Source organism: Megasphaera sp. UBA4233 (assembly GCF_002395615.1).
In the GTDB taxonomy this organism is placed as follows: domain Bacteria; phylum Bacillota; class Negativicutes; order Veillonellales; family Megasphaeraceae; genus Megasphaera; species Megasphaera hexanoica.
Genome location: NZ_DGXL01000033.1, coordinates 62,743 through 88,718, shown reverse-complemented (window position 1 = coordinate 88,718; position 25,976 = coordinate 62,743). Strand labels below are relative to the sequence as shown.

26 protein-coding genes, 1 pseudogene and 1 riboswitch are annotated in these 25,976 nt (G+C 46.8%); of the genes and pseudogenes, 5 read left to right on the top strand and 22 right to left on the bottom strand.

The features are described from left to right. Positions 1-3: 3 nt before the first annotated feature. The 9 genes from ftsX to B2U90_RS11480 form a co-directional block, all read right to left on the bottom strand. Positions 4-891: a permease-like cell division protein FtsX gene (gene ftsX, locus B2U90_RS11520; RefSeq protein WP_059077214.1), complete on the bottom strand. Its 888-nt coding sequence runs from the start codon at positions 889-891 to the stop codon at positions 4-6. Then, the gene (gene ftsE, locus B2U90_RS11515) at positions 881-1,567 is read right to left on the bottom strand and encodes a cell division ATP-binding protein FtsE (RefSeq protein WP_059077213.1); all 687 of its coding nucleotides are present in this window, start codon (positions 1,565-1,567) and stop codon (positions 881-883) included. The genes ftsX and ftsE overlap by 11 nt, the downstream gene beginning before the upstream one ends. A gap of 93 nt (positions 1,568-1,660) precedes the next feature. Further along, positions 1,661-2,770, bottom strand: coding sequence for a polysaccharide pyruvyl transferase CsaB (gene csaB, locus B2U90_RS11510; protein ID WP_075582238.1), 1,110 nt, complete (start codon positions 2,768-2,770; stop codon positions 1,661-1,663). Next, positions 2,763-4,820, bottom strand: a complete 2,058-nt coding sequence (locus tag B2U90_RS11505) for a DUF5693 family protein (protein ID WP_292017840.1) — start codon at positions 4,818-4,820, stop codon at positions 2,763-2,765. Before B2U90_RS11505 ends, csaB begins: the two co-directional genes overlap by 8 nt. A 14-nt stretch (positions 4,821-4,834) precedes the next feature. Continuing rightward, positions 4,835-5,524, bottom strand: coding sequence for an LmeA family phospholipid-binding protein (locus tag B2U90_RS11500; RefSeq protein WP_083237134.1), 690 nt, complete (start codon positions 5,522-5,524; stop codon positions 4,835-4,837). After that, a protein-coding gene (gene prfB / locus B2U90_RS11495; RefSeq protein ID WP_338086663.1) for a peptide chain release factor 2 occupies positions 5,521-6,658 on the bottom strand; the annotation gives its coding sequence in 2 pieces (ribosomal slippage) (positions 5,521-6,573 and positions 6,575-6,658; 1,137 coding nt in all). The genes B2U90_RS11500 and prfB overlap by 4 nt, the downstream gene beginning before the upstream one ends. A gap of 228 nt (positions 6,659-6,886) precedes the next feature. Further along, complete coding sequence (secA, locus tag B2U90_RS11490; RefSeq protein WP_292017839.1) at positions 6,887-9,346, bottom strand: preprotein translocase subunit SecA; 2,460 nt, start codon at positions 9,344-9,346, stop codon at positions 6,887-6,889. A gap of 274 nt (positions 9,347-9,620) precedes the next feature. Continuing rightward, positions 9,621-10,022 (bottom strand): C-GCAxxG-C-C family protein, encoded by a 402-nt coding sequence (locus tag B2U90_RS11485; protein WP_059077209.1) that lies wholly within the window; start codon positions 10,020-10,022, stop codon positions 9,621-9,623. A 169-nt stretch (positions 10,023-10,191) separates the two neighbouring features. Next, positions 10,192-10,533 (bottom strand): cupin domain-containing protein, encoded by a 342-nt coding sequence (locus tag B2U90_RS11480; RefSeq protein WP_059077208.1) that lies wholly within the window; start codon positions 10,531-10,533, stop codon positions 10,192-10,194. A gap of 159 nt (positions 10,534-10,692) precedes the next feature. On the opposite strand from B2U90_RS11480, the gene B2U90_RS11475 reads away from it, so the two are divergent. Then, positions 10,693-11,850, top strand: a complete 1,158-nt coding sequence (locus tag B2U90_RS11475; protein WP_292017838.1) for a 1-deoxy-D-xylulose-5-phosphate reductoisomerase — start codon at positions 10,693-10,695, stop codon at positions 11,848-11,850. Positions 11,851-12,015: 165 nt separating this feature from the next. On the opposite strand, the gene B2U90_RS11470 is transcribed toward B2U90_RS11475, so the two are convergent. The 5 genes from B2U90_RS11470 to B2U90_RS11450 form a co-directional block, all read right to left on the bottom strand. Continuing rightward, positions 12,016-12,684, bottom strand: coding sequence for a hypothetical protein (locus tag B2U90_RS11470; protein ID WP_075582233.1), 669 nt, complete (start codon positions 12,682-12,684; stop codon positions 12,016-12,018). Between the two features lie 97 nt (positions 12,685-12,781). Then, positions 12,782-13,441, bottom strand: coding sequence for a TatD family nuclease-associated radical SAM protein (locus tag B2U90_RS11465; RefSeq protein ID WP_075582232.1), 660 nt, complete (start codon positions 13,439-13,441; stop codon positions 12,782-12,784). Positions 13,442-13,469: 28 nt separating this feature from the next. After that, positions 13,470-14,297, bottom strand: coding sequence for a pyridoxamine kinase (locus tag B2U90_RS11460; RefSeq protein ID WP_059077204.1), 828 nt, complete (start codon positions 14,295-14,297; stop codon positions 13,470-13,472). A 9-nt stretch (positions 14,298-14,306) separates the two neighbouring features. Then, positions 14,307-14,855: an ECF transporter S component gene (locus B2U90_RS11455; protein WP_292017837.1), complete on the bottom strand. Its 549-nt coding sequence runs from the start codon at positions 14,853-14,855 to the stop codon at positions 14,307-14,309. 337 nt (positions 14,856-15,192) lie between these two features. Beyond that, positions 15,193-15,558, bottom strand: a complete 366-nt coding sequence (locus B2U90_RS11450; protein WP_292017836.1) for an NAD-dependent epimerase/dehydratase family protein — start codon at positions 15,556-15,558, stop codon at positions 15,193-15,195. 235 nt (positions 15,559-15,793) lie between these two features. Between B2U90_RS11450 and B2U90_RS12575 the strand changes: the two genes are divergently transcribed. Then, a complete protein-coding gene (locus B2U90_RS12575; RefSeq protein ID WP_414673980.1) occupies positions 15,794-15,907 on the top strand; it encodes an ATP-binding protein in 114 nt (37 codons plus the stop codon). A gap of 178 nt (positions 15,908-16,085) precedes the next feature. On the opposite strand, the gene B2U90_RS11440 is transcribed toward B2U90_RS12575, so the two are convergent. From B2U90_RS11440 to hpf, 8 genes and pseudogenes are all read right to left on the bottom strand, one after another. Then, positions 16,086-17,006, bottom strand: a complete 921-nt coding sequence (locus B2U90_RS11440) for a hypothetical protein (RefSeq protein ID WP_292017835.1) — start codon at positions 17,004-17,006, stop codon at positions 16,086-16,088. 16 nt (positions 17,007-17,022) lie between these two features. Further along, positions 17,023-18,177, bottom strand: a complete 1,155-nt coding sequence (locus tag B2U90_RS11435; protein WP_292017834.1) for an AAA family ATPase — start codon at positions 18,175-18,177, stop codon at positions 17,023-17,025. Then, positions 18,174-19,328, bottom strand: coding sequence for a DUF262 domain-containing protein (locus B2U90_RS11430; protein WP_292017833.1), 1,155 nt, complete (start codon positions 19,326-19,328; stop codon positions 18,174-18,176). The genes B2U90_RS11435 and B2U90_RS11430 overlap by 4 nt, the downstream gene beginning before the upstream one ends. Before the next feature lie 607 nt (positions 19,329-19,935). Continuing rightward, positions 19,936-20,403, bottom strand: coding sequence for an NAD-dependent epimerase/dehydratase family protein (locus tag B2U90_RS11425; protein WP_292017832.1), 468 nt, complete (start codon positions 20,401-20,403; stop codon positions 19,936-19,938). 443 nt (positions 20,404-20,846) lie between these two features. Next, positions 20,847-21,092 (bottom strand): hypothetical protein, encoded by a 246-nt coding sequence (locus B2U90_RS11420; protein ID WP_292017831.1) that lies wholly within the window; start codon positions 21,090-21,092, stop codon positions 20,847-20,849. After that, positions 21,077-22,021 (bottom strand): annotated as a pseudogene (locus tag B2U90_RS11415) (ISLre2 family transposase); the annotation flags it as partial. The pseudogene B2U90_RS11415 and the gene B2U90_RS11420, both read right to left, overlap by 16 nt. 12 nt (positions 22,022-22,033) lie before the next feature. Continuing rightward, complete coding sequence (locus tag B2U90_RS11410; protein WP_292017830.1) at positions 22,034-22,237, bottom strand: hypothetical protein; 204 nt, start codon at positions 22,235-22,237, stop codon at positions 22,034-22,036. Positions 22,238-22,500: 263 nt separating this feature from the next. Then, positions 22,501-23,025 carry a ribosome hibernation-promoting factor, HPF/YfiA family gene (gene hpf, locus B2U90_RS11405; RefSeq protein WP_059077183.1) on the bottom strand — a complete coding sequence of 175 codons (525 nt, stop codon included), beginning with the start codon at positions 23,023-23,025 and terminating at the stop codon, positions 22,501-22,503. 214 nt (positions 23,026-23,239) lie between these two features. After that, positions 23,240-23,341: riboswitch (SAM riboswitch) on the top strand. Positions 23,342-23,426: 85 nt separating this feature from the next. On the opposite strand from hpf, the gene B2U90_RS11400 reads away from it, so the two are divergent. Genes B2U90_RS11400 through B2U90_RS11390 form a run of 3 tightly spaced genes read left to right on the top strand, consistent with a single transcriptional unit; the run spans position 23,427 to position 25,948 of the window. Beyond that, entirely contained in the window at positions 23,427-24,470 is a 1,044-nt protein-coding gene (locus B2U90_RS11400) for a methionine ABC transporter ATP-binding protein (RefSeq protein WP_059077182.1), read from the top strand. Next, positions 24,451-25,104, top strand: coding sequence for a methionine ABC transporter permease (locus tag B2U90_RS11395; RefSeq protein WP_059077181.1), 654 nt, complete (start codon positions 24,451-24,453; stop codon positions 25,102-25,104). Before B2U90_RS11400 ends, B2U90_RS11395 begins: the two co-directional genes overlap by 20 nt. Before the next feature lie 16 nt (positions 25,105-25,120). Next, the gene (locus B2U90_RS11390) at positions 25,121-25,948 is read left to right on the top strand and encodes a MetQ/NlpA family ABC transporter substrate-binding protein (RefSeq protein WP_059077180.1); all 828 of its coding nucleotides are present in this window, start codon (positions 25,121-25,123) and stop codon (positions 25,946-25,948) included. Positions 25,949-25,976: the final 28 nt, after the last annotated feature.

Here is a 25,976-nt window from a genome sequence, read left to right as displayed (position 1 = left end):
ACGTTACACCTTCATATAGCGTTTCAGAGAAATCGTACTGCCAATGGCCCCGATGACCATGCTCAGTACGAGTATCAGACCACTTGCCTGATACATGAATGGATACGGACTGACCATAGGCAGAAATGCCAGCGTCCGGTGAATCGTTATCGTGACAAATTCATAGAACTGCAATAAGGCCACATCGGCAATGAGACCGCCGATGAATCCCAGGAACAATCCTTCCAAGAGAAATGGCCAGCGGATGAACCAGTTGGTAGCACCAACGTATTTCATGATGCCGATTTCCCGGCGCCGGGCAAAGACGGTCAGGCGGATTGTATTGGAAATGATGAACAGCGTCGCAAAAGTCAGGAAAATAATGAGGGCAATGCCTCCCCAGCGGATAATCGTCGCCACGCGGAACAACTGTTCCACGATTTCCTGTCCATAATGGGTGCTTTCCACTTCGTCATACTGTCCGACGACAGTTGCCGTCTTTTTAACCTGTTCCGGATTACTCAACGTCAGCGTATATGATGTCGGCAGCGGATTCTTCCCGTCGAGGGCATCGAGAATGCCCGGCTGGTCTTTCATACGTTCCTTTAGTTTATCCATGGCCTGGTCTTTGTTGGTAAATTCCAGTTCTTTTACATCGGGCAGGGCCTTCAGCCGGCTGCCTACACTCATGACCTGATCCGTTGTCAGATCATCTTTCAGATACACGCTGATCTGCACCTGGTTTTCCAGATTATCGGCAAAATAGTCCAGATTGGCTACCATGATCAGGAACAACCCTAAAATAAAAAATGAGACGGCTACGGTCGCAATGGACGCAATAGACATGAAGCTATTGCGCCAAAAAGACGTAAAGGCTTCCGAGAGGTAATACCTCATGGTTCTAATTTTCATCGTCGTATCCTCCCTGCTGTTCATCACGGACAATCTTGCCATCGACGATTTCAATGACCCGCTTGTTCATCATATCGACAAGCTGCTGGTCATGGGTCACCATGACGACAGTTGTCCCCATATGATTGACTTTGGTAAAAATATCCATGATTCCCTTTGACGTTTCTGGATCCAGATTACCCGTCGGTTCATCGGCAATGAGCAGGAGCGGCCGGTTGACGATGGCTCTGGCAATAGCCACACGCTGCTGTTCGCCGCCGCTGAGATTCGACGGCAGGGCATCGGCTTTACCGACCAGCCCTACCAAGTCGAGGACGTTGCGGACCCGTTCTTTGATCAGACGCCGCGGTGCTTCAATAACTTCCATGGCAAAGGCGACATTTTCCTCTGCCGTCTTATTGGGCAGCAGACGGAAATCCTGAAACACGATTCCCATGCGGCGGCGCAAGTACGGGACCCGGCTTTTTTTCAGCTTATTCACTTCAATGCCGTTGACGATGACTGAACCTTCCGTTGGCAGCTCTTCATGGTCGAGAAGCTTGATGAACGTGGACTTGCCGGCTCCGCTGGCACCTACGACAAATACGAACTCCCCTTTTTTGATATGCACATTGGCATGGTCCAGAGCAACAGACCCATTGTCGTACACTTTGGATACATTCTTAAAATATATCATAGATTTCCTCTTTTCTGGCAAACCATACTTTTATCAGACATACTCTATTATATATAAGGAAAAGCGGCCGTCAAGTCACTGCTCCTGCGAGCGTCAACCTTTCCGGGCCGCCGTATGTTCTTCTATAACGCGTAACGCCAGATAGGCATTACGCATAGACTGGCGTCGTAAGTGATTCATTCGCGCTCTGACTTCCGGCATAATACCGCCGGCCTTCAGTCTGGCCGTTACATCTGTCACCAGTGTCCTGGCAGTGACAGTCTCCATGGTCCCGCAAAGCGTATCACCAATGAGGCTGATGAACCCATCAATTTTGGGATCGTAGGAAATGGCCGTTACCGGCACCTGCATGATCGATGCAAAAATGAGTGCATGGAGCCGGTTTGCAATGACCACATCCATGCAGCCCATAAGGGCCATGAATTCCACCGTATTGTATGCTTCTTTCAGAACCGTCGCCGGTTCCTTCATACGCGCCGCCACATCAGACGCCGCTTCAGCATCGGCAGGATACTGCATGGGAATAAAAATAATGCGGGCTCCCACCGTACGTACCAGCTCATCTGCCGCCTTGGCAATCTCGTCTTTATACCGGGTCATATGCTGCCAGTTGCGGATGGCAATGCCGATACGGGTACCAACACCGTTAATACCATGCTTTTTCAACAGATAAAAGCCAATCTTTTTATCCACAGGGGGCATAGATAGTACGGCATCGGCCGTCACGTGGATGGGTGGATCCGTAACGCCGAGCCGCTGCAATTCCTGTCGCGATTCACTGTCACGGACACCAATCATAGTCACTTTCTGCAGCACATTGCGAACCGCCTTCCGCGCCTTGGGACGGCGTATGGGACCGATGCCCTGGGCATAGAGCATGACCGGCTTGTGGAAAAAGAGAGCCATGCGCATGATGAGCAGATAATAATAGAGACTGCGGGCGCTGGTCACATCCTGCAGCAGACTTCCACCACCGCTGATGAGAAGATCAGCCCGGCAGATAGCCCTGGCAATGCCCGGAAAATTCAGCCTGTGTACTGCCTCTACATGATGATTTTCCCGTGTCATATCCGGGTGTCCCGAAATGACCGTGATGGAAGCACCGGGAATCAGGTCCTCCAGTGATCCGAGGAGTGCCGCCAGCATGGCTTCATCACCGGCATTGGCAAATCCGTAATAACCGGAAATGACAATGTTAGTCACGGGACTTCACCCGCTTTCCCATCCAGGCCGTCACATACTGAACAATGGCAATGGCACAAATGAGCAGGATACCCAGTACAAGCCCTGTAAGCCAGCCATTAAGGCCACGGATAAAGGACATGATAAACGGCGTCCGGATGTGGGCAAAGGTTTCTACCATGGACCCTACGCCGATGACCGCTGCCAGTACCGTAAAGAAATGGACCAGTTCCGGCCATTTGCGATACATAGCCGCTACCATGAGGAAAAAGGCCGGATGGCCGATGAGAAATTCTTTTTCCCGCGGCCGGGCATACATGACCGTTTCCAGGAAACGGCGCATAGCCACTTCGATTCCCGGTACAGGTACACCGGCCGTATGACCGCTGCGGCCGACGAAGATAAAGGCCACCAGCCCCAGGAATCCGACGAGGATGAGCGTTCCCATGCGGATGGGGATGCGGAGAAAATCTTTGGCAAACGCTATGAAATCAGATGATGTGGCAAAATCGTGACCCATAAGGGGGAAGCGCCGCAGATAGCCAATCGCTACGATAATGATTGGCAGGATAAAGGTGAGTTTGACACCTCGGTAATAATCAAATTCCATAAAGAAGCGTATGTTCCCCAACATGGCCGCAATGAAAATACCTCCGACCATGGACATGAGGACAGCCGCCGTGAGTCCCAGCGCACCATCGCGGATGACCCGGCCATAGCCGAGTTTCTTTGTCAGATTCTGATGACGCCAGAAATCGAGCAGTACCAGTATTGCTGCCGATGGCGCCGTTACGGCACAACCGACAGCCATCATCTGTAAAAACAGAGCTCCTTTGGCAATCCAGGCTCCGCCGGCTCCAAAGAGTATAGCCAGTACGATAAGCCCGTAATTAACCCGGTCCGAAAGAGGAACGAGCAGATTCAGGAGGAACAAGAATCCACAGGCCGCTGCTGCCGCCGCAATCGCCAGGAGTACCTTATTGGGATAGTAGACAGGCAGTACAGACGCCCGGTCCAGCTGATAGCCCCGGCCTTCCAATTTCTGCGTAACCCTGCTGATATAGTTCAGATTCGTATCCAGCAAAGACTGGCCATACCGGGGTTTCTTATACAGTGGGAACAGGTTGACCCGGACATTACGTTCCAGGTCGCTGATATAAAAGCGCATGGCCGCTTCTTCCGGTGTAATCTTTTCCAATTCCTCTTTGGCCATGGCATAGACACGGCCTGTATCATAATGCATAAGACCTGCCAGGTCGTACATGCCATCCTGGTTATCATACTGGAGCTGATTAACCGATTCAATCATATAAAACGGCATCTGCCGGGCCAGCATACGGTCTGCTGTCAGCTGCAGCATGTCTTTGCGCTGCGCCGGGTCCGGACTATAGCCCAGTACCTCCTTACCGACAAACATGATGCCCGTCACATTGCGGATTTTATCGGCGCGCTGGAAAAAGTGTTCCAGATCAGCCGCCGTGACATCATGATAATTAGTCGGCCGCAGGATGACGTTAAAGCCATAGCTGGCAATGCGGTTGGCATCGGCTGACATAATGCCCAGATTGACTTCGCCGAGGGCCGGCATGATGCCATGCAGTCCAAGAATACGGTACTGGGGATTGTCGATGACGACAGCATTTTCCTTGCCCAGCCGCAACTGCAGATCTTCTGTCAGTTCGTCAAAATACAGGTCCTTCTGGTCTTTTGGCTTGCCGACAAGATAATATTCGTACTGATACGAACCAAGATGGAACTGTGGATAATAGAGTTCAGCTCCCAAACGGGTAATGACAGAGCATTCTCCGCGCTGGGTCATTTTATTCAGCGTCGTATCGTATATGGTAAAACTGGTGATGCCGGCCTGACGGCACTTTTCCAGTGTCGTTTCCAGATCATATCCTTCGTTGCGTCCCAAAACGACAACAGCATCATAATCCATCGCCTGTTCGATCGACATATTGTCATGTTCCACATAGTACCGCTGCACACATAGATATATACATGAAATCAGGCCGACCAATACGACCAGGATCATGAGCAGGATACTGCGCTTATTCTTTTTTTCCATTCTATCCACCTTATTCAGTGATTGCTGACCCTGCCATGCAGTGTAAGCAATCCGTTATCCAGAGTGACCTGGTCCGGAACCATATGAAGGGGAAAATCTGTAAAATCATAGACTTCCAGCCGGGCCAGATTCGAAGCATTGACCCGGACCCCCTTCGCCGATATGGCGGCATCCTCCGGCAGGAACATCAGCTTATTCCCTTCCATAGCAAACCGGCCGGCTATATCAGCATCGGCACGCAAAAAACCGCCGACCCGTACTTTGCCTCTGACATGGATAGTATCACCATCAAAGGATACATCCATCTGTTCTGTGCCTTTTACCTGTTTTTTGATAAAGTCACTCAGGTCATCCTGGGAAACTGTAGCTACCAGTTCTCCCTGTTCAGCCGATTCAGCCTGCAAACGGCCATCCATCAGGCTGGCCAGAGGATCGAACCGAACTCCTTCCAGCGTGCAGTCAAAGGACTGAAAACGCAGCTTGCCGACGCGGAAATCGTCACCACCTGCATGAACCCGGTCCAGACGGCCCGTCAGTACAGACAGGCCGGGGCTGGCTTCCACGAGGACATTATCCGGTGAAATTTCCATATGCCGGGAAAGGCCACGGTACAATCCATAAGCTGCCAGACGCGGAGCCGCTATATTCAGCCCCAGCAGAATGACTGCGACTGCCATGGCGGCATACATCCATTTTTTCATCATATAGTCTGCTTAGCCAGGCGCTTTTCTTTCTGCTGCTGCAAATATCCTTCGATGAACATATCGATATCGCCGTCCATGACAGCCTGGATATTTCCCGTTTCCACATTCGTCCGGTGATCTTTGACCATCGTGTATGGATGGAATACATAGGAACGGATCTGGCTGCCCCATTCGATGGCCTGATGTTCGCCGCCGATTTCTGCTTTGAGCTGCGCCTGCTTTTCCTGTTCTAATTCAAATAACTTGGCACGCAAGTACTTCATACACATTTCCCGGTTCTGTACCTGTGACCGTTCATTTTGGCACTGCACGACAATGCCTGTCGGGATATGGGTCATACGGACGGCAGAACTCGTCTTATTGACGTGCTGGCCACCGGCACCGGATGCGCGGAAATAATCGACGCGGACATCGTCCATGTTGATTTCTACATCTACATCATCGGGCAGTTCAGGCATGACATCGACGGCCGTAAAAGACGTATGACGCCGCGCAGCCGCATCAAAGGGCGAAATACGGACCAGGCGGTGTACGCCTTTTTCCGACTTGAGATAGCCGTAAGCGTATTCTCCTTCAATGGTAAAAGCCGCACTTTTGATGCCGGCTTCATCACCGGGCTGCATATCCATAACGGTTATGTGGAACCCGTGCTGTTCTGCCCAGCGCGTATACATGCGGACCAGCATCTGTGTCCAGTCCTGGGCTTCCGTTCCGCCGGCACCGGCATGGAAAGTCAGGATAGCATTGCACGTATCGTATTCGCCGGAAAGGAGCAGCAGTACTTCCCGCTTTTCAATGTCTTTCAGCAGAGCATGGTACTGCTTTTCGATTTCCTCGGCCATACCTGTTTCTTTTTCTTCAATGGCCATATCTAGGAAATCAAGCAGGTCCGCACACTGGGTTTCCAGTTTTTCATGCCCTTCTACTTCCGTCTTCAGGAGCGTTGCTTCCTGGGAAATTTTCTTTGCTTTATCCGGATCACTCCAAAAATCAGGGTCACTCATCTGCATATCGAGATCCATGATTTTTTCTTTTTTCCTGGGGAGGTTAAAGTGAATCCCCGATTTCCTGTATTCTCTTCTTCAAATCTTCCAGCGGTTTACGCATTTCATCTAATAACACAAGAATCACCATCTTTCAAAAACATAATCATAAACAAAACGCCACCACCACTTTGTGGTCCCATCTCTACTGTCCGTTTCGGCAACCGCCTTGCGCTTCCTTGCACTCAGCACCTTGTAGGCCGAAAAGGCCCTCCCCTTCACAGGGGAGGCTTTCTTGGGATATCTAAAACTGCGAACTGCGGGCTTTCCTACCTGTTAGCCGCTGACTGCGGTCTGCGGCCTACGAACTGCGGCTCTTTTACTGCCGTTCTTCGTCCCGCTTGATATCTTCTGCCGTGACCGGGGCACTTTCATCATGGACTTCCCGGGCACCCTGCAGATGATCTTCTGCCTTGGGAACCGGTTTGCTGTATGTAATCTGGATATGATAGAGGAATGTAACCGTCGTCCGTTTGATGGAATCGACCATTTCTTCAAACATATCATAGGCTTCAAACTTATATTCAACGAGAGGATTCTTCTGCCCGTATGCCCGGAGATTGATGCCTTCTTTCAGGGCATCCATAGCGTCAAGGTGATCCATCCACTTGCTGTCTACGACACGGAGCATGATGGCCCGTTCCAGTTCACGCATCGTTTCCGGCCCGATTTCCTTTTCCCGGGCATCATAGAGATCGACGGCAATCTGGTACAGTTTTTCCTTGACTTCGACACGGCTGAGGTTTTCCAGTTCTTCGCTGGTTGTCGCGTCTTTCGGCACGAAATACTGCTGCATCTGTGTCAGAAGGCCGGCAAAATCCCATTCTTCCGGATAGAGTTTTTCATCGGCATATTTATTGAGGCCATCATCGATGATATCGCTGACCATGCCGAGAATCGTATCCTTGAGGGAATCCGCCGTCAGTACCTGACGGCGCTGTGCATAGAGCACTTCACGCTGCTGATTCATGACATCATCGTATTCCAGAACGTATTTACGGATTTCAAAGTTGTGGCTTTCGACTTTCTTCTGTGCCTTTTCAATCGATTTGGTGATCATCTTGGCCGTAATCGGTTCGTCTTCATCCAGGCCCAGTTTGTCCATGAACTTGGAAATATTGTCGGACCCGAAAATACGCATGAGATCGTCTTCCAGAGACAAATAGAACTGTGTCGTACCGGGATCCCCCTGACGGCCTGCACGGCCACGGAGCTGGTTATCGATACGACGGCTTTCATGGCGTTCCGTACCTATGATCATGAGACCGCCCAGTTCGGCAACGCCCTTGCCCAGCTTGATATCGGTACCACGGCCGGCCATGTTAGTGGCGATGGTGACCATACCCCGCTGACCGGCATCCTTGATGATTTCCGCTTCTTTTTCATGATATTTGGCGTTCAGGACGTTATGTACGATATGTTCCTTATTGAGCATCTGGCTCAGGATTTCCGACTGACTGATGCTGGTCGTCCCTACCAGGATAGGCTGTCCCGTTGCATGGCGTTTGACGACTTCCCGTACGACTGCGCGGTACTTGGCATTCTTCGTCTTGTAAATGACATCGGGCAGGTCCTTACGGATCATCGGTTTATTGGTAGGAATGACATAGACATCGAGTTTATAAATCTTATTGAATTCGTCTTCTTCCGTCTTGGCCGTACCGGTCATGCCGGCCAGTTTCTTGTACATGCGGAAATAGTTCTGGAAAGTAATCGTGGCCAGAGTCTTGCTTTCGCCCTGCACTTTGACATTTTCCTTGGCTTCGATGGACTGGTGCAGGCCATCGCTGTAGCGGCGGCCAAACATGAGGCGGCCCGTAAATTCATCGACGATGACGATTTCGCCATTCTTCACGACATAATCCTTGTCACGGTGCATCATGAACCGGGCACGCAGGGCCTGAATGACCAGATGGTTCAAGTCAAGGTGTTCATTATCGAACATGTTGCTGATGCCCAGCATCTTTTCGACCTTGGCAACGCCCGAATCAGTCGGGGCAATGGTCTTCTGCTTTTCATCCATGATATAGTCGTCTTTGGTGAAGGTCTTGACGATACCGGCCAGCGTATAGTAGAGGTCCGTCGATTTTTCACCGGGGCCGGATATGATCAGCGGCGTACGGGCTTCATCGATGAGGATAGAGTCTACTTCATCGACGATACAGTAATTCAGCGGGCGCTGTACCATCTGTTCTTTACTGATGACCATGTTATCACGGAGATAATCAAAGCCAAATTCATTATTGGTACCATAGGTAATATCTGAATTATAAGCACGGCGGCGCTGTTCATAATTCAGGTCGTGGACGATAAGTCCGACAGACAAGCCCAGGAACTTGTAAATCTGTCCCATTTCTTCACTATCACGGGTTGCCAGATAGTCGTTGACCGTGACAACGTGGGCGCCTTCTCCGGTGAGGGCATTCAAATATACCGGCAATGTCGCAACGAGCGTTTTCCCTTCGCCGGTCCTCATTTCTGCAATATCCCCGCGGTGCAGCACAATGCCGCCCAGAAGCTGTACATCAAAATGGCGCATGCCAAGAACACGCCGCGATGCTTCACGCACGACAGCAAAGGCTTCCGGCAGAATATCATCCAGCGTTTCTCCTTTTTGCAGGCGTTCTTTAAATTCAAAAGTCTTAGCCTGGAGGGACGAATCGCTGAGCGCCGTCATCTGTGGTTCTAAATCATTGATATGGCGCACGATAGGCCACATTTTTTTGAGTTCCCGGTCGGTATTATTGCCGAGAAGGTGTTGTATAAACGAATCAAACACGAAATAACCTCCATTGCAACTTATTCATCACATAGTAACATTCATATCAATTTTACATTTTACATCATTTACCCCACTTTATGCAATAGCTGGCACCGTATCCGTCCCATTCCTTTACACGTTTCTTACGTAAAACGGCTTCTGTATTCCATCCATATCGCCCCATCCAAAACATGTCGCGCTTCCATCAAATATCCTATGACCACATCATGATGGATATTCTAAAAAAGAGGGATAGCACAGCGGCAATCCCTCTTGGTCTGTTATCAATATTTTATTTATTGCGTTTGTCCAGGATGTCTTCGATGAGCTGGACGGCTTCGAATACCATGCCGTCACAGTGGGGCTTCTTTTCCCCGCCATTGGCCTGGTTCATGCGCAGCAGGTCCGCACAGTCAAGACAGTTCTGATGATGATCCAGGAATGCTTTGTGGAAAGCGGCAATGGTCGGTCCGTCTTCGATACCCAGAAGGCCCAATGTCATGAGACCGCCGGTGATAGCGCCGCAGGTACCGCCCCGTTTCATGCCGCTGCCGAAGTTTGCCCCAATTTTGCGCGATGTGGCATCATCGAGCCCGGTCAATTCTTCAAAGGCACAGATGACAGACTGTGCACAGTTATAATGCACGTCCGTAATGGCGCGCAGTTCTTTGGCTTTTTCCAGATATTTTCCCATGGGAATCACTCCAGTCTTTGTAGTACATGTTTCAATGATGCTGTGAGAATTTCGCATACACCATGAACAATGAAAATGCAACGAGTGCCGAAACAATAATGCCTATGAGTTGTGACATAGGATCACGTCCTTTTATGAAAAACGGTATCGGCAATATACCATTGCTGTCTTAGTCGTTATAAATGAGTGCCATGAATACCAGATCTTCCGTTCCATTATTGGCAATGCAATGGGACTGTCCCGGTTCGATGAGACAGCAGTCACCGGCCGTTACTTTGGTAACGGAACCATCATTGTCAGTAAAATCGCCTACACCGGATAGGATGTAGTACGGTTCGGTTTCATGAATATGCTGATGAAATCCCAGGCTGGAACCCGGCGGCAGGATGACTTTAGCATACATGCGGCCATGGCCCATCAGTTCGTCTTTCGTCAGGATATGACAGACTGTTGCCGGCCCTTTGCCACCAGCCAGTCCTTCTACTTGTACTCTGTTTTCTTTGCGGATCATTGCAACCCCCTCCTTATACATTCTACTTCTGGTTATATTCTAGCATAGAAAGCAAAGGCTTTCTACTGTTTCTCCTTCAGAAAGAAAAAGTCCTTTCGTTCTTCTATGCAGCCTGTTACAATAGAATCGATAAAACTATGAACGGAACAGGAGAAATCAATGAAACAAAAACAGCTATGTATATTAGGCAGTACCGGTTCGATCGGCACCCAGGCGCTGGATGTCGTCGCCGCCAATCCGGAAGAACTTCGTGTCCGCGTGCTGGCAGCTCATCAGAGCGTTTCTCTCATGGCTGACCAGATTCACCGCTTTCATCCCGATTTCGCCGTCCTCACTGATGAGACGGCCGCCAGGGATTTGCAGCGCCTGGTAGGGAAAGAATGTGATATTCTGAGCGGCAGTGATGGTCTCAGGGCCGCCGCTTCCTATGGCCCTGTCGATACAGTGCTAGCCGCCATGGTAGGCTATGCCGGTCTGGAACCGACGCTCGATGCCATTGCCGCTGGAAAAACCATCGCCCTGGCCAATAAAGAAACTCTCGTTGCTGCCGGCCATCTGGTCATGGAGTCAGCCCGGCAGCATGGCGTTCAGATTTTACCCGTAGACAGCGAGCACAGCGCCATTTTCCAATCTCTCCGCGGCGGCAGGAAAGAAGAAGTGCGCCGTCTCATTCTTACAGCATCAGGCGGCCCGTTCCGGGGCTATACGAGGGAACAGCTGCATCATGTAACGCGGGAGCAGTGTCTCCATCATCCCAACTGGAATATGGGACCCAAAGTAACCGTAGACAGTGCTACCCTGGCCAACAAAGGGCTGGAAGTCATGGAAGCACACTGGCTGTTTGACATGCCCTATGAGGCCATCGATGTCGTCATCCATCCCCAGAGCCTGGTCCACTCCCTCGTCGAGTTTTGCGACGGATCGGTCATGGCCCAGATGGGACTGACCGATATGCGCCTTCCTATCCAGTACGCCTTTTCCTGGCCGGCCCGCTACGACTGCGCCTTTGGACATCTCGATCTGGTCCGTGCCGGTACGCTGACCTTTGAAGCGCCGGATCTGGATGCCTTCCCCGCCCTGCGCCTTGCCATCGAAGCCGGAAAGGCTGGCGGTACAGCCCCCTGCGTCTTCAATGCCTGTAATGAAGTCTGCGTACAGGCTTTCCTTGCAGGACGCATCGCCTATACGGACATTGCCCCGACGATTGCCACGATTCTCGACGCTCATAAGCCGATCAGCCATCCCTCACTGGAAGAAATCGCTGCAGCAGATCAAAGCACGCGTATAGATACAGAACAAGTCTTACAAAAAATTTAGTTTACTGGAAGCCTTACATCAGTCCAAACGATTGACCATTGTGGAACATACTATTGCACACCAAAAGAAGCTGTTGCATTAAGCAAAGATAATGCTAATGCAACAGCTTCTTTATCATAAATGGAAACTCACGGGACAAAAGATTTCCCCTTAAATCACTTCTAATCAGATGTCTTTATCAGCAGGAGCCTGGGGTGCTTCGTCTCGTGGGCCCTGCTGGTGCATGAGCTGCATGATTTCTTGCAGACGCGTTGTAGAGATTCCCGTTTCCTGGGATAGTTCCTGTTCTAATTTCTGACGGTCCGGTCTTTGTCCGTCAGCAGGCGCCTTAGGAGGCTGTCCCTGCCGGGAATGATGCTTCTGGAAACTCTGTTCCAATGCCGTCGCTTCACTTTGTGTGATGGATCCGTCTTTTACCAGCTGCTGGAGACGTGCCTGAGGCCCGAATCCGCGGCGCAAACGGGGCGGTGCCATGATTTCACGGAGCGTTTCTTCTGATATACCCGTCTTATTGGGCAGACTCTTCATAAATTTCTGATGATCTTTCGCTTCTTTTTCCCGGAAATCAGCTATCGCTTTTTTCAGTTTATTTGCTTGTTCCGATGTGATTTTTCCCTGCTGGACCATGCGGTCAATACGGGCATTCTGTCCTATACCGGGATGTATCGGCGGCATCTGCCGTGTCATTTTAGGACGGGTGCTGGCGCCCGCTGCCGCATCGGTCGTATCAGCAGCCTGTGCTATCGTAAAGGGAGCCACACCTATCATTACGGCCGCCGTTCCGGCCAGTACAGCAGCCAGCGTACGCCGCTGCCATGTATGTAACATCTTCATCGCCATCACTCCTTTTTTAGATGATGGACACAGTATAACAGACAAATGTTACATTTCTATGGCACAGGAGTCACAAATTGAAATAAACTGTTATAATTTAATTGGCTTCATAGGCCCGTACGCGCAGCGTCAGCCCCCGGTCTTCACAGATTTTACGGCACTTAGCGATTTCTTCTTCGCTTTCGACATGATCGACAACGGTCAGAACGACGTTGGGCACATACTTCTGACAGTGCTGGGCAAAGGTCAGCAGGGCTTCGTACGAACCGATGCCAAATTTGCTGCGCGTCAGGTCGAGATAACGCTGGGCGTTAGATGCATTGAGGCTGATGGAAACCGTATCAAGGATGCCGCCTTTGAAATCGACAGACGTATCACGGCCATATTCCAAATCCGACAGGCCATTGGTATTAATCCGCGTCTTGACATCACGATGATGTTTTTTGATATAGGTCAACAGAGTCACTACATCATCAAGGCGCATGGTCGGTTCCCCAAAGCCGCAGAACACGACTTCACCGATGTAGTCCCAGGGCTGGCTGTCCAGTTCTTTTTCTACCTCGGCAACAGATGGTTCTTCTTTAAGCCACAGTTCCATATCTTCGGCTTCTTTTTTCAGACTGCGCAGACAGAACGTACAGGAACAGGTGCAACGGTTCGTCAGATTGACATAGAGGTTGCGTTTTCCCTCTGGCTGTTTGGCCAGACTTTCGGCCATGGTAATATAGTGTCCCTTGTCGTATACATAAGTAATCATCAGTGCCACATCCCTTTTCTATATAAAATTAATGTAATTCTGTCAAAAATTGTTCAAAGGCCAGCCCCCGGTTGGTCGGTAGTCCCAACTGTTCCGTATAGACCAGCGTCCTGCTGATAAAATCCGTCGCCCGTACGACGGCGTCCTTCAGACTGTCGCCGCGTACGACCGAAGCTGAAACGATGGCGGCAAAGGCATCGCCTGTACCAGACCGGTCATGGCCGATTTTCTTCACCGACACGATGTCCGGTTCTTTTCCCGTTTCATAGATGTAGTTGTCAATATGATCCCCGTCGGCCAGTCCCGTAATGACGATCTGTCCCGGTCCCATAGCAGCCAGCCGCCCGGCAATATCTTCGAGGTACGCCCGGTCCGTATGACCTTTTTCCGGATAGGGAATGCCCAGGAGCTGGCATGCTTCCGTAAGATTCGGCGTAATAACATCGGCATACTGCATGAGACGGCGCATTTCAGCGCATAGCTTTTCCGTATATGACGCATACAACTTGCCATAGTCCCCCATGACCGGATCGACGATGACGATGGTATCAGGCTGCTTGAACTGGTGGATAAAGTCGATGACAATATCGATCTGCTCGAGGGAATTCATGAATCCCGTAGAAATACCGTCAAAGGTCAGGCCATTTTTCTTCCAGCTGGCAATGTAATCTTTCATACGGTCCGTATAATCGTCGATGAAATACGTAGGAAATCCCGTATGGACCGACAAGATTGCCGTCGGCAGCGGACAGGCCTGTACTTTCAGGGCCGATATGAGCGGCAGTTCGACAGCAATAGAACAGCGCCCAAATCCTGTAATATCATTGATGAGTGCAATCTTCTTCTGTTGTTCCATCGCCGCGCCTCACCGTATACTGCCCTGACGGGTCGTGGGCAGCTGCTTGAGAAAAATCCCGGCACCCATGGCAGCAATCGTATTGAGAAGACCTTCCATGAGAAGTCCCGGTAGAGAAGCCAGACCGGCCTGGATACTACCGAAGAGGACGGCACCGGCCAGGGTATAGGCGATGGCCATCCACAGAGAAGAAAGGAGGAAGGCAATGAGCGTGCGGACAGAATATAGGGCACTCTTCTGCGTTCCCCGGCAGCAGATGGCAAATACAATGAATACCATGACGTATTTAATGACAAAGGTCGGCGCAATCCACAGGGGGAAACCGCCGAGGAAATCGGACAGACAAGAGCCGATAGCGGCAGCCAGGGCGGCTTCGCGGCGGTTAAAATACAGGAAGCTCAGGAAAATCACGGCGTCGCCGAGGTGGGCATATCCCAGTGGAATGGGAATGCGCGGTACAAAAGTCATAATAAAGACCACAGCAGCGAGGACCGCCGATAAACAAATGGACTTTGTCGTATACGGCGCCTGCGGCGCTGCATCAGCAGGACGAGACATACATACCCCTTCTTTCACGATACTGCATAAATACAATATCTTCTATTTGTCCTCTATTTTATTATAAAAATCGCATAAAGTAAATAGGACAGATTGGTAGATTTCTGTCATCGTCAAGCAAATCTAATGCCCCTGTTCTGTATAGCGGTTAATTTCTCAACATAATGATATTTCTATCCAAGATAGTGTAAAGAGGTTGTGGGAATTTGTTAGTGTCAAGAAGTTCCCAGTCATTCCCCATCACCCCATAGGAGCTATCCGCCTGCTACTGAAAGATATAGCATAGTTGAATATTCAACTATGCTGCTAAAGGTGTAATGTAGAAGCGGTAGGGCTTCTACATCGGATGCTTGTACCAGGTGTAGGTTCGGGCTATGCCTTGTTCCAGAGTCATTTCTGGTTTTATGTGCAGGGTTTGTATCAGTTCTTTGTTGCTCAGGACGGAGCGCTGGATGTCTCCGGGGCGGGGTGATGCGTATTGCACTTCGGCCTTGTGTCCTATGGCCCGTTCGAAGGAACGGATCAGGTCGTTGATGCTCGTTTCAGTTCCTGTTGATACGTTGATCGTGTAATAGCCCGTGAAGGGCAATGCCTGTACGATAGCCGATGCGATGTCTCCGGCATAGACGAAGTCCCGTGTCTGATTGCCATCGCCATAGACGGTATGGATGACTGCAAAAAAATGATAACGGGAAAAGGACAAGTTGAACGCTCAACTATGATAGCTATGAATCGGTCCCTGCCAATCAAACTCATGGGGATCTAACGACAGGGGCTTTGGTTTATGTTTGATATATGGTTGATATATGGTTGATATGTTTCCATGAAGTAGCCACGCGCATCACCGTGTACGGTTGGCGTTATGACGCATAGTCCTTCGATTTCTCCTACATTTGTGCCATCACCCTAATTACAACAATCTTGAGTTTTCGTGATATCTGGAGATATTTGCTAACGAGACACTTGTAACAGCTCGGATTGACCGATTGGCGCACCATTCTCATGTTTTAAACATGAATAGTGCATCTTTCCGATTCGACGCTACCATATGAATTGACATCCAAAATAGCTCGCTCTTTTGGTGACATTCACATTTAAGAGAAAATAGACAAAGCCAATATAAGAAAAGCTAGTCATGCAATAACGAAGCCATATCGCAGGAGTTATATGATGGGAATTACATCAATAGCAAAACCAATAATGCCCCAGAAATATACAGTCTATGGAATATTAATTACTTTTAAATTTTGCTGTTGTAAGATGCTTACCAATATACCCAATATAAGCTATACGCTTAGTATAGTCCACAAAAAAATAAAGTCGATTTGAGCTGTTTAAACTCGTATGATAAGTACACAAAACACTTTGTCCCTTAAACTGCACTGTTCTTGCCTTGTATAACTGTTCATTATTTTTTACTGTTGTAGATTCATCTCTTACATCAGGTAAAATTTTACGCAGTTTTAAAAACGTAAGATTTTCATCTAGATAAGAACAAAGAAAACTATTTAACTGGCACAGTTTTTCAACTACAATACGTACAGTATTATTATCTAATTCTAATCTAAAAAATCTATCATGGAAAACTAAATTTTTCCAAAAATTTCCTTTAGAAGCTTGTTCTTTTAATTCGGCTCCATTCGAAATGTAGTTAAGACAGTGTTGGCTTGAAAGGTAAAATTTCAGATATTCCTCAAATTGCCCGTTATTTGTAAAGTTAAACACCAATTTATGTAATTCCCCTTCTTTAGTTATTAAAACAATAGACTCCTCTTCACCTGCAAAAGAAGACAAGGAAATTGCTGGACAATCTAAATATAAGCTAGCACTAAATCCTTTTGCAGGACGTTTATCTTTCCCATAAAAGTAGGTATCAATTTTCTTATCATTAATATACGGAGATCGATCATGAATTCTGAATATCAATCTCTTCAAATCTTTATCTATTGTTGAATTATAAATTAATTCATTAATGGGTTTATTATTAATTACAGTTCCCCACATTCCATTTTCCGTTCTAACTTCAGGAAATCCATCCTTATCTACAGCATTTTTCAAAATCAATAGGAATTTTAATAAAGTTTTTTCCAAGATTTTATTATCTATTACATCTAAATTCTGCAAACTAAGTTCGTTAAAACAAAAAATCATAGTCTATCTCCTATTATTACAGCAATTTAAAAAGATTATCTTCCCATTCAGATAAAAAGTCTTTTGGCCAATCATTCAATTTACCATTCTCATCTGCTTTTATCTGCGTTACACGAGGTGTCGAATCGTTTTTATCATCACTAGCTGAGAAAAAATTAATCAAAAGTTTATCTGGTTTCATACCTTGCTCTTTTATCGCCACACGTATTCCATTAATAATATGATCACTATGTGTTTCTAAAATAATCTGTGCACCATTTTCAACAACTCTTGCAATTAATCTTCCCAACATTGTTTGTGCATGAGGATGTAGATGGGCCTCTGGATTTTCTAACAATAATATTCCACCTTGTTGTACTGTTAGCAATGCAAGTATAATAGGAAGAGTGTAAGTCAATCCAAATCCAACATTAATAGAGCGACGGTTTTTAGCACTGCCCGAATATGAATAAGTCAATTGAGCTGCATCCATATCCGACTGCACAGTCGTGTGAATTTTCGTATTAGGGGAAATACATTCCATCCATTTATTAACCTGAAAATCTATAGTTGGTGTTTCATCTTGATCAGCTACACCCAGCAACGGAATATCTTTGTTCTGCATTGAATTATAATAAAAAGCAGAATACTCACCTTTACTGCCAATATTATGATTAACTTCAACGCTTTCATCAGGAACATCAAACCAGCTTCTTGGACCAATACGATCTGCAGTAATGTAAGAAAAATCAATATAGCTATTGTTATTTTGTGCAAAGAGTTTTGATTTCATGAAAATCTCTTTATCCCGAGTTACTGCATAAGAATTCATAGGTTGCAAGATACTAGAGTTACTACTTTTGTTAACCTTCCATTTATCCTCGAAAACATTATCCTGATCAACAACTTTCATACTAATGATATCATTATCGCTAAAATCACAAAGGACATCGTTGCCATGACCAAGACGCATATACTGATTATTTAAGCGTAATGTAAAAGAAGGAATTCGATTTTCTCCACTACTTATGGAATTCTGCCTTTTTAAATATGATTCTCTTAAAAGTAATAGTGATTCTATCACTGTAGATTTTCCCATACTATTAATTCCAGCTAAAATTGTTAAAGGTGCAATAGCAATATCTATAGATTTAAAGCATTTAAGGTTTTTTATTTGTATTTTTTTAATCATATTAAGCACTCCTGGATTAATTTTTCAATAGTTGCAAATCGAAATTGAACGTTTTCTCTATGTCCAGTTCCTTGGGAAACTGATTCTATAAACTTCTCATCGTCTAGCAATCTATTATATTTTTCTTTAAACGATTTATTTTTTATCAAGATTTCAAATTCGGAGTCACCTAGATGACTCAATTCAACTGACCATATTTCAAACATTGCTTTATTAATTTTACTTCCACCTTGTATTTTTTCGCCAAGTTTTTGCCGCTTAAAAGCTCTTATTCCAAAAAGAATAAATGCTCGTTTCATTGCTTTTTCAAAACTTGAAGATATTTTATGTAATTTAACAACTGACATACCTCTCAACTGCTGCATAGCAACTTCTAAAAAATCATCCATGCGAGGTCTATAGTTTTCTGATTTCAAGATATAAAATGCTACAAAACGAGTGACTAGTTCTTGATCAAGCATTCTCTTATTACTAATATGAAACTGTTTAAACGCATCACTATCTGCCAAATTTTCGATAAAATCGGATGCCTGCCCATGAAATATCGCATGTCTTATTTCTTGAGAATTTAAATTAAATCCGCCTGTATTAATTCTCTTAAAGATATTGAACTTAACCTCATCAGGAGTTCCTGGTTGAATAATATTAGCTATGATTTGGGTTTCTTCTATTCTTCTTATCATATTTTTAGGAAGTTCATCAAACTTTAAACCATTAAATTCGGTAAAATATTCTAAATCAGTTAATCTAAGTTCCTTATCAACCATAAAAGCTTTAAATGTACTCAATCGCTGTAGACCATCAACAATCAACCATTTATTGTCATCTGAACCATCAAAATAAAATGTTGGAAGAGGAATCCTTAAAAGTAACGATTCAATTAATCGACTTTGATCAGTCTTATTCCATAATCCACTATGTCGCTGAAAGCTTGTATTCATATCAATTTCAGATGGAGTTGAATTCATTCTTTGAATCAGGTTATATACAGTTGGTTGTTTAACAATTATATTAATCTTTTCAGGATCAAAATGAGCAGAAAAATCATGATCCGGGGCTTCATTATTGCTATCGTCATCATCAATATCAACAGAAAGAATTGTATTTACCCCTCTTATATTTTTTTCTTCTTCTCTATTTACAGTATACATAGATTATCTCCTGCTATCATACCAAACCATAAATTTTCAATATCAATATTATAATTATCTTTCACATCTATTTTAACAGCATTTTGCAACTTTTTGAACAAATAAATATCGCATAACCACTCTTTGAAATACAATGAATCTGTTCAATATTTTTCTACGGCAACACGGCAAACGCAATTCCTGTTGACCGGGCCGATCATACCCAACTGGCCTGAAAATGCAGACGTATCTGGATGAGCATTTTGCAAAGTATAAAAACGCCAGTCCACAAGAACTGCGAAGCCATATAAGCTAACAAATACAGCGTGAAATATTTTTTAGCAGACTTAGTACAGGCCAAACTGACTTTGGAAACTACCGAGGCAACGCAAAAGTTGTAAAGTGCTGAATAATACCAATAAAACAAGAAAATATGTTTGCCAATTTATATTTAGTTTATTGCAAAACAAATTTTATGTCAAATAAACCCACTTGCAGGTTAGTGTCAAGAAGTTCCCAGTCATTCCCCATCACCCCATAGGAGCTATCCGCCTGCTACTGAAAGATATAGCATAGTTGAACGTTCAACTATGATACTTAAAGTATGATGTAGAAGCGGTGGGGGCTTCTACATCGGATGCTTGTACCAGGTGTAGGTTCGGGCTATGCCTTGTTCCAGAGTCATTTCTGGTTTTATGTGCAGGGTTTGTATCAGTTCTTTGTTGCTCAGGACGGAGCGCTGGATGTCTCCGGGGCGGGGTGATGCGTATTGCACTTCGGCCTTGTGTCCTATGGCCCGTTCGAAGGATTGGATCAGGTCGTTGATGCTCGTTTCAGTTCCTGTCGATACGTTGATCGTGTGATAGCCCGTGAGGGGCAATGCCTGTACGATAGCCGATGCGATGTCTCCGGCATAGACGAAGTCCCGTGTCTGATTGCCATCGCCATAGACGGTGATAGGGTTTCCCTGGGACAGGAGTTTGCAGAATATACTGACCACGCCGCCTTCTCCTTTTTCTCCCTGCCGTTCGCCGTAAACGTTGGCAAAGCGGAACACCGTCGCATCGAGGCCGTACAGTTCATGGTAGACCCGCATGTTCCGTCGTCATCTTCGTAATACCATAGGGTGACATCGGGCAAAGGGGTTCCGATTCTTTCAGCGGGATATTTTTTATATAAAAAAAGGCCCCACATGATTATGAGGCCCTTACAAACCTTACTTATAGTTATGCTGTTTGTACATTCTCCAATGGGTCTTTTACGACTGGTGACTCATATACGATAAAGGGATCGATATCTATGCATCGTGTTTCATCGCGATTGCCTTCCAAGTCCCAGGCTACTGTACCATTCAATACAGTCAGACACGAACGGAACGTTTCTAAATTCTGTAATTCCTGAAAAACACCTTGTCTGGTAATTAATTTAGAAGCATCACATTGTCGTACTGTTCCATCATTAAAATATACGAAAATAGAAGATAGTGTCAAGATGTTGTGGGAATTTTTTGGCATGAGAAAGGAGACCTTGGTATAAAAGCTACATAATATGCTGATAGCCGCCGTTTTCTATTAATCGCATCCATCCGCCCGTCAAGGTGGATTCACGGCCTGGCATATCATCCGCTTTTTCAGGAATGTAAGTGCAGTACTTTAATTTCCGAAAATTCCATTCTTTTTTCAAGACTTCCCGATTGATGTTCAGTTCCGTCATCTGCCCACCGGACGCAAACCGTTTCTGTGCATAGGCTTCCAGATTACCTCCATTGGCTATATACGTACGCATCCTGGCGACTTGTTCGGCCCCAATCGGACTCCATCCATACACCGTGAACTCATCCGTTCAGACAGCATATGGCTTACGTGTCCTTCCGTACTGCTGGTAGCATCTGATTGCGTCAAAGCTTTATGGGCGCCATCCCAGTTGGACAGGATGTATTGGTACCCATCCATGATGGGCTTTTTCCGTTCCGGACCTGTCCGCAACTTTCGCTGTACTTCTTGTACAAAAGCCGCCTGGTCGTTGGCTCTCAGTGCGTCATAGAGTACGCGGCTCGTACCTTTCCCTGCGATTTTACGAAGGTATTGGCTGGCATGATATCCATCCACAACATGGGTACTTTGGGCTAAATAGTTGGTCCTTGCTTTAATCCATGGAGCAGCATCTCCTTTGATTACCACTTCCGGCGTCTGCTCCGCTCCATAGGCTTGTTGGATATACTGATTCACTTCTGGCCATAACTGAGACGGAGCTTCCCATCCGGAAAACGTGCGCCGCCCACATAGCTTCCTGCGTCCCCGACAGACAGATACCTTCGAGTCATAGACATTGATCAGTTTCATCTCTTTGGCAGGGCATTTTTGCATCGCTGCATGGTCCTCATCCGCTTCTACATATACTTTGTGAATCTCTGGTTTGGCTTCTGGCATAGCGGCTGCCTGATTGGGGAGAGTCCCTAATTTACGGATAGACAATAAGACACTTTGGACACTCAGGCTGGTGGGCGTTGTAAGAGCAGCGGCCTTACGATAACTTACGTCAGCGGAACGAGTGACTAAACGAGCCCGGCACAGCGGCTCAATATGAGTCGATTTATCCAATCCCAGCCACTCATCTAACAAATAATGATATGATGAATCTGCCTTACATTGATAATACGTCCGGGCAAAGGTGACATCGCCCCACAGTGTGGTCAGCGTCCGTACGCGATGGTCTTTAACCTGATACTAATGGTTTGGTCTAATCGCTGCATAGATAGCCGCATCGGCTTGTTCCAGGAGTGTTGTCATGATGGCTACTCCGATTTGATTGACCAATTGATCCAGATTTTGGCTTAACTGAGCTAATGATAGTTCCTGGGCCAAGATTTTCCGAAGAGATGCATTAAAAAAATCTACACAAACATTGGAAATTTGTTGTATACTAAACATGAGAAGGACTCCTTTCGTATGTGTTGGATCTACACTTTATTATACAATAAGGAGTTCCTTCTCTTTTTGTATTTTCTTTAATGTATTAAAGTTTTCCCACAATTATTTTACACTATCTGACATGAAAAAATCTTATGCAAAGATAAGGTAACATCCTTATATTAGGACACATTGCGATATCTCTGTAAATACGGGATTGAAAGGCAAAAAAACAAGGGCTGTGATACCCTTTCTGCGATACCACAGCCCCTGTATGATTCAGCTTAGTATTCCGGTTCAATCAGGCCATATTTGCCATGTTTCCGTTTGTATACGACGTTGATGGCTTCCGTTTCCGAATTGAGGAAAACGAAGAAATCGTGGCCAACGAGATTCATCTGCAGGATAGCTTCTTCTACGTCCATAGGACGGGCTGCAAATTTCTTGACCCGGGCAATTTCAAAGTTTTCTTCCGGTGCAGCCGGTCCTTCGACGAGTCCTTCATGGAAGGAGCCGCCTTTCATACGGCGTGCCAGCTTCGTTTTATATTTGTGGATTTGGCGTACCATTTTGTCGTAAACCAGATCGATGGCGGCGTACATATCGTCATTGGCTTCGACGCCACGAAGAACGACACCATCTACTTTCAAGGTGATTTCAGCAATTTTACGATCTTTTTCGACGGAAAGAAGAGCCTGGACATTGACTTCATTTTCAAAGTACTTCGTTACTTTCTTTTCATGTTTCAGTACATAGTCCTTTAATGCCGGTGTAATTTCTAAATTCTTGCCTCTTACGATTGTTGCCATACAAATCCCTTCCTTTCGTGAGAAACTTCGTTCCGGACCATCCATGCTTAAAATCCGGATATCCTGCTCCTCATATATTAAGTATTCGATATAAAAAGGTAAATTCCTGCTTGACGATGAAATATTTTTTTCGAACGGCATTCAATTTTTTACACAAATAACATTGACAAGGATTCCTATTAGTGTTAGTATACAACTCAGCAATTACATAACCTATTCATCCAGAGCAGCCGAGGGAATGGCCCTATGACGCTGCGGCAACCCCCCATAGCGGGAAGGTGCCAAGTCCAACGGATTTCCATCCGGCAGATGAAATGATTGTATACGTACCGTCAGCATCTGTTGACGGCTTTTTTTATGCTATCAGCACCTCCAGGTGTATCCATTAAGGAGTTGATCTTGTGATTACCTTTGAAAACATTACCAAGACCTACGGCGGCAAAACGCACGTCCAGGCCCTGAAAGGCATCTCACTGACTATCCATGACGGCGAAATTTTCGGCATCATCGGGAAAAGTGGTGCCGGCAAATCGACGCTCGTCCGCTGCATCAATATGTTGGAAAAACCGACGACGGGCAAAGTCATCATCGACGATAAGGAACTGACGGCCATGTCCGACAGCCAGCTGCGGGCCGAACGCAAAAACATCGGCATGATTTTCCAGCATTTCAATCTGCTGTCGTCCCGTACCGTTTTTGACAATATCGCTTTTCCGCTGGAACTGGCTGGCGCTTCCAAAGAAGTCATCCGCAGCAAGGTCGATTCCCTGCTCGAACTGGTCGGCCTGACGGACCGGCAGTTCAATTATCCGTCCCAGCTTTCGGGTGGCCAGAAACAGCGTGTCGGCATCGCCCGCGCCCTGGCCAGCGATCCGAAAATCCTGTTGTGCGATGAAGCGACATCAGCACTGGATCCACAGACGACCAAATCCATCCTGGAACTGTTGAAAGACATCAACAAACGCCTGGGCATCACCATCGTCATCATTACCCACGAAATGGCCGTCATCAAGGAAATCTGCGACCGCGTGGCTGTCATCGAAGGCGGGGTCATCAAAGAACAGGGCCGGGTCATCGACGTCTTTACCAATCCCCAGTCGGAAACGATGAAGGAATTTGTCAAATCGGTCATCAATATGGAACTGCCCGAAGGCATCAAAAAACTGGGCGTCACCAATCAGCCATCGCCGGACCGGGATATGCTCGTCCGCTTCCGTTTCAAGGGAGCCGCTACCAACGAACCGCTGGTAGTCAATGTCGCCCGCAAGTTCAATCTCGATGTCAGTGTCCTTTACGGCAACATCGATTATATTCAGGATGTGCCGTTCGGCTATCTGATTGTTGTCATCATGGGCGATATGAAAGCCCAGACCGAAGCGTATTCGTATATTAAGACGCAACCTATTGAAAGCGAGGTTTTAGGATATGTCCCCAGAACTCATTAAATTAATGATACAGGGTATCGAAGAAACACTGTTCATGGTGTCCATCTCTACTCTCATTGCTGCTATCATCGGTATTCCTCTCGGCATCACCCTGGTTACGACCAGCAAAGGCCACATTCTGGAAAACAGGGTAATCAATCAGATTCTCGGAACTATCGTCAATATCATCCGTTCCATCCCGTTTATCATCCTCATGGTCGCCATCATCCCGCTGACCCGCCTCATTGCCGGTACGTCTATCGGCACGACGGCAGCCTGTGTACCACTGACTATCGTCGCTATTCCCTTCCTCAGCCGGCTCGTAGAAACGAGCATCCGCGATGTCGACTTCGGTCTCGTCGAAGCGGCAGAATCCATGGGTGCTTCTCCGCTGCAGATTATCCGCAAAGTCCTGCTTCCGGAAGCACTGCCTACGATCATCAATAATATCACCGTCCTCATCGTCAACCTCATCGGGGCTTCAGCTATGGCTGGTGCCATCGGTGGCGGCGGTCTTGGGGATATCGCCATCCGCTACGGCTACCAGCGTTTCCAGGCCGATGTCATGCTGGCTACGATCATTATCCTCGTCATCGGCGTCAATCTGATTCAGGCTTGCGGCGACTTTGCTTCCCGCAAGAAGAATAAAAAATAAAAGGAGTGTCTGTATCATGAAATCATTCATCAAAAAGGCCGTAACACTGGCGGCCCTCGCTACACTGTGCGTTTTTGCCGCCGGCTGTGGCAGTAGTGACAACAATTCCAAATCGGCTTCTTCCGACAAAAAAGAAATCACTGTCGGGGTCACACCGGGCATCCATGCGGAAATCATGGAACAGGTCAAAAAAGAAGCTGCCAAACAGGGCATTACCATTAAAATCATGGAATTCTCTGATTATGTAACTCCCGATGTCGCCCTCTCCAATAAGGAAATCGACATGAACTCGTACCAGCATAAACCGTATATGGACAACCTGGTCAAAGACAAGGGATTGAAAATCGTTTCTATCGGCCAGACCGTCGTAGCACCTATCGGCCTCTACTCTCACAAAATCAAGAGCCTCGATGACGTAAAAGACGGCATGACCGTAGCCGTTCCAAACGACCCGACCAACGGTGCCCGCGGCCTGCTGCTGCTCCAGAAAGCCGGTTTCATCAAGATTAAAGATGGCGTAAAATATCCGACACCGCAGGATATCACGGAAAATGCAAAACATCTCCAGATTAAAGAACTGGAAGCCGCTCAGATTCCCCGTTCTCTCGACGACGTTGACTTCGCCGCTATCAATACTAACTATGCCATGGATGCCGGCCTGAACCCTGTAACGGATGCCCTCCTGCGGGAAGACAAAGATTCGCCGTATGCTAATATTCTTGCCGTCCATGAAGATGACAAAGATAATCCGACGCTGAAGAAAATCGTCGAAATCTATAATTCTGATGTCATCAGGAAATATATCGAAGAACATTACAAAGGTGCCCTTATTCCGGCATTTTAATGTGTGAAAGAAAAGACGAGCCCCACGA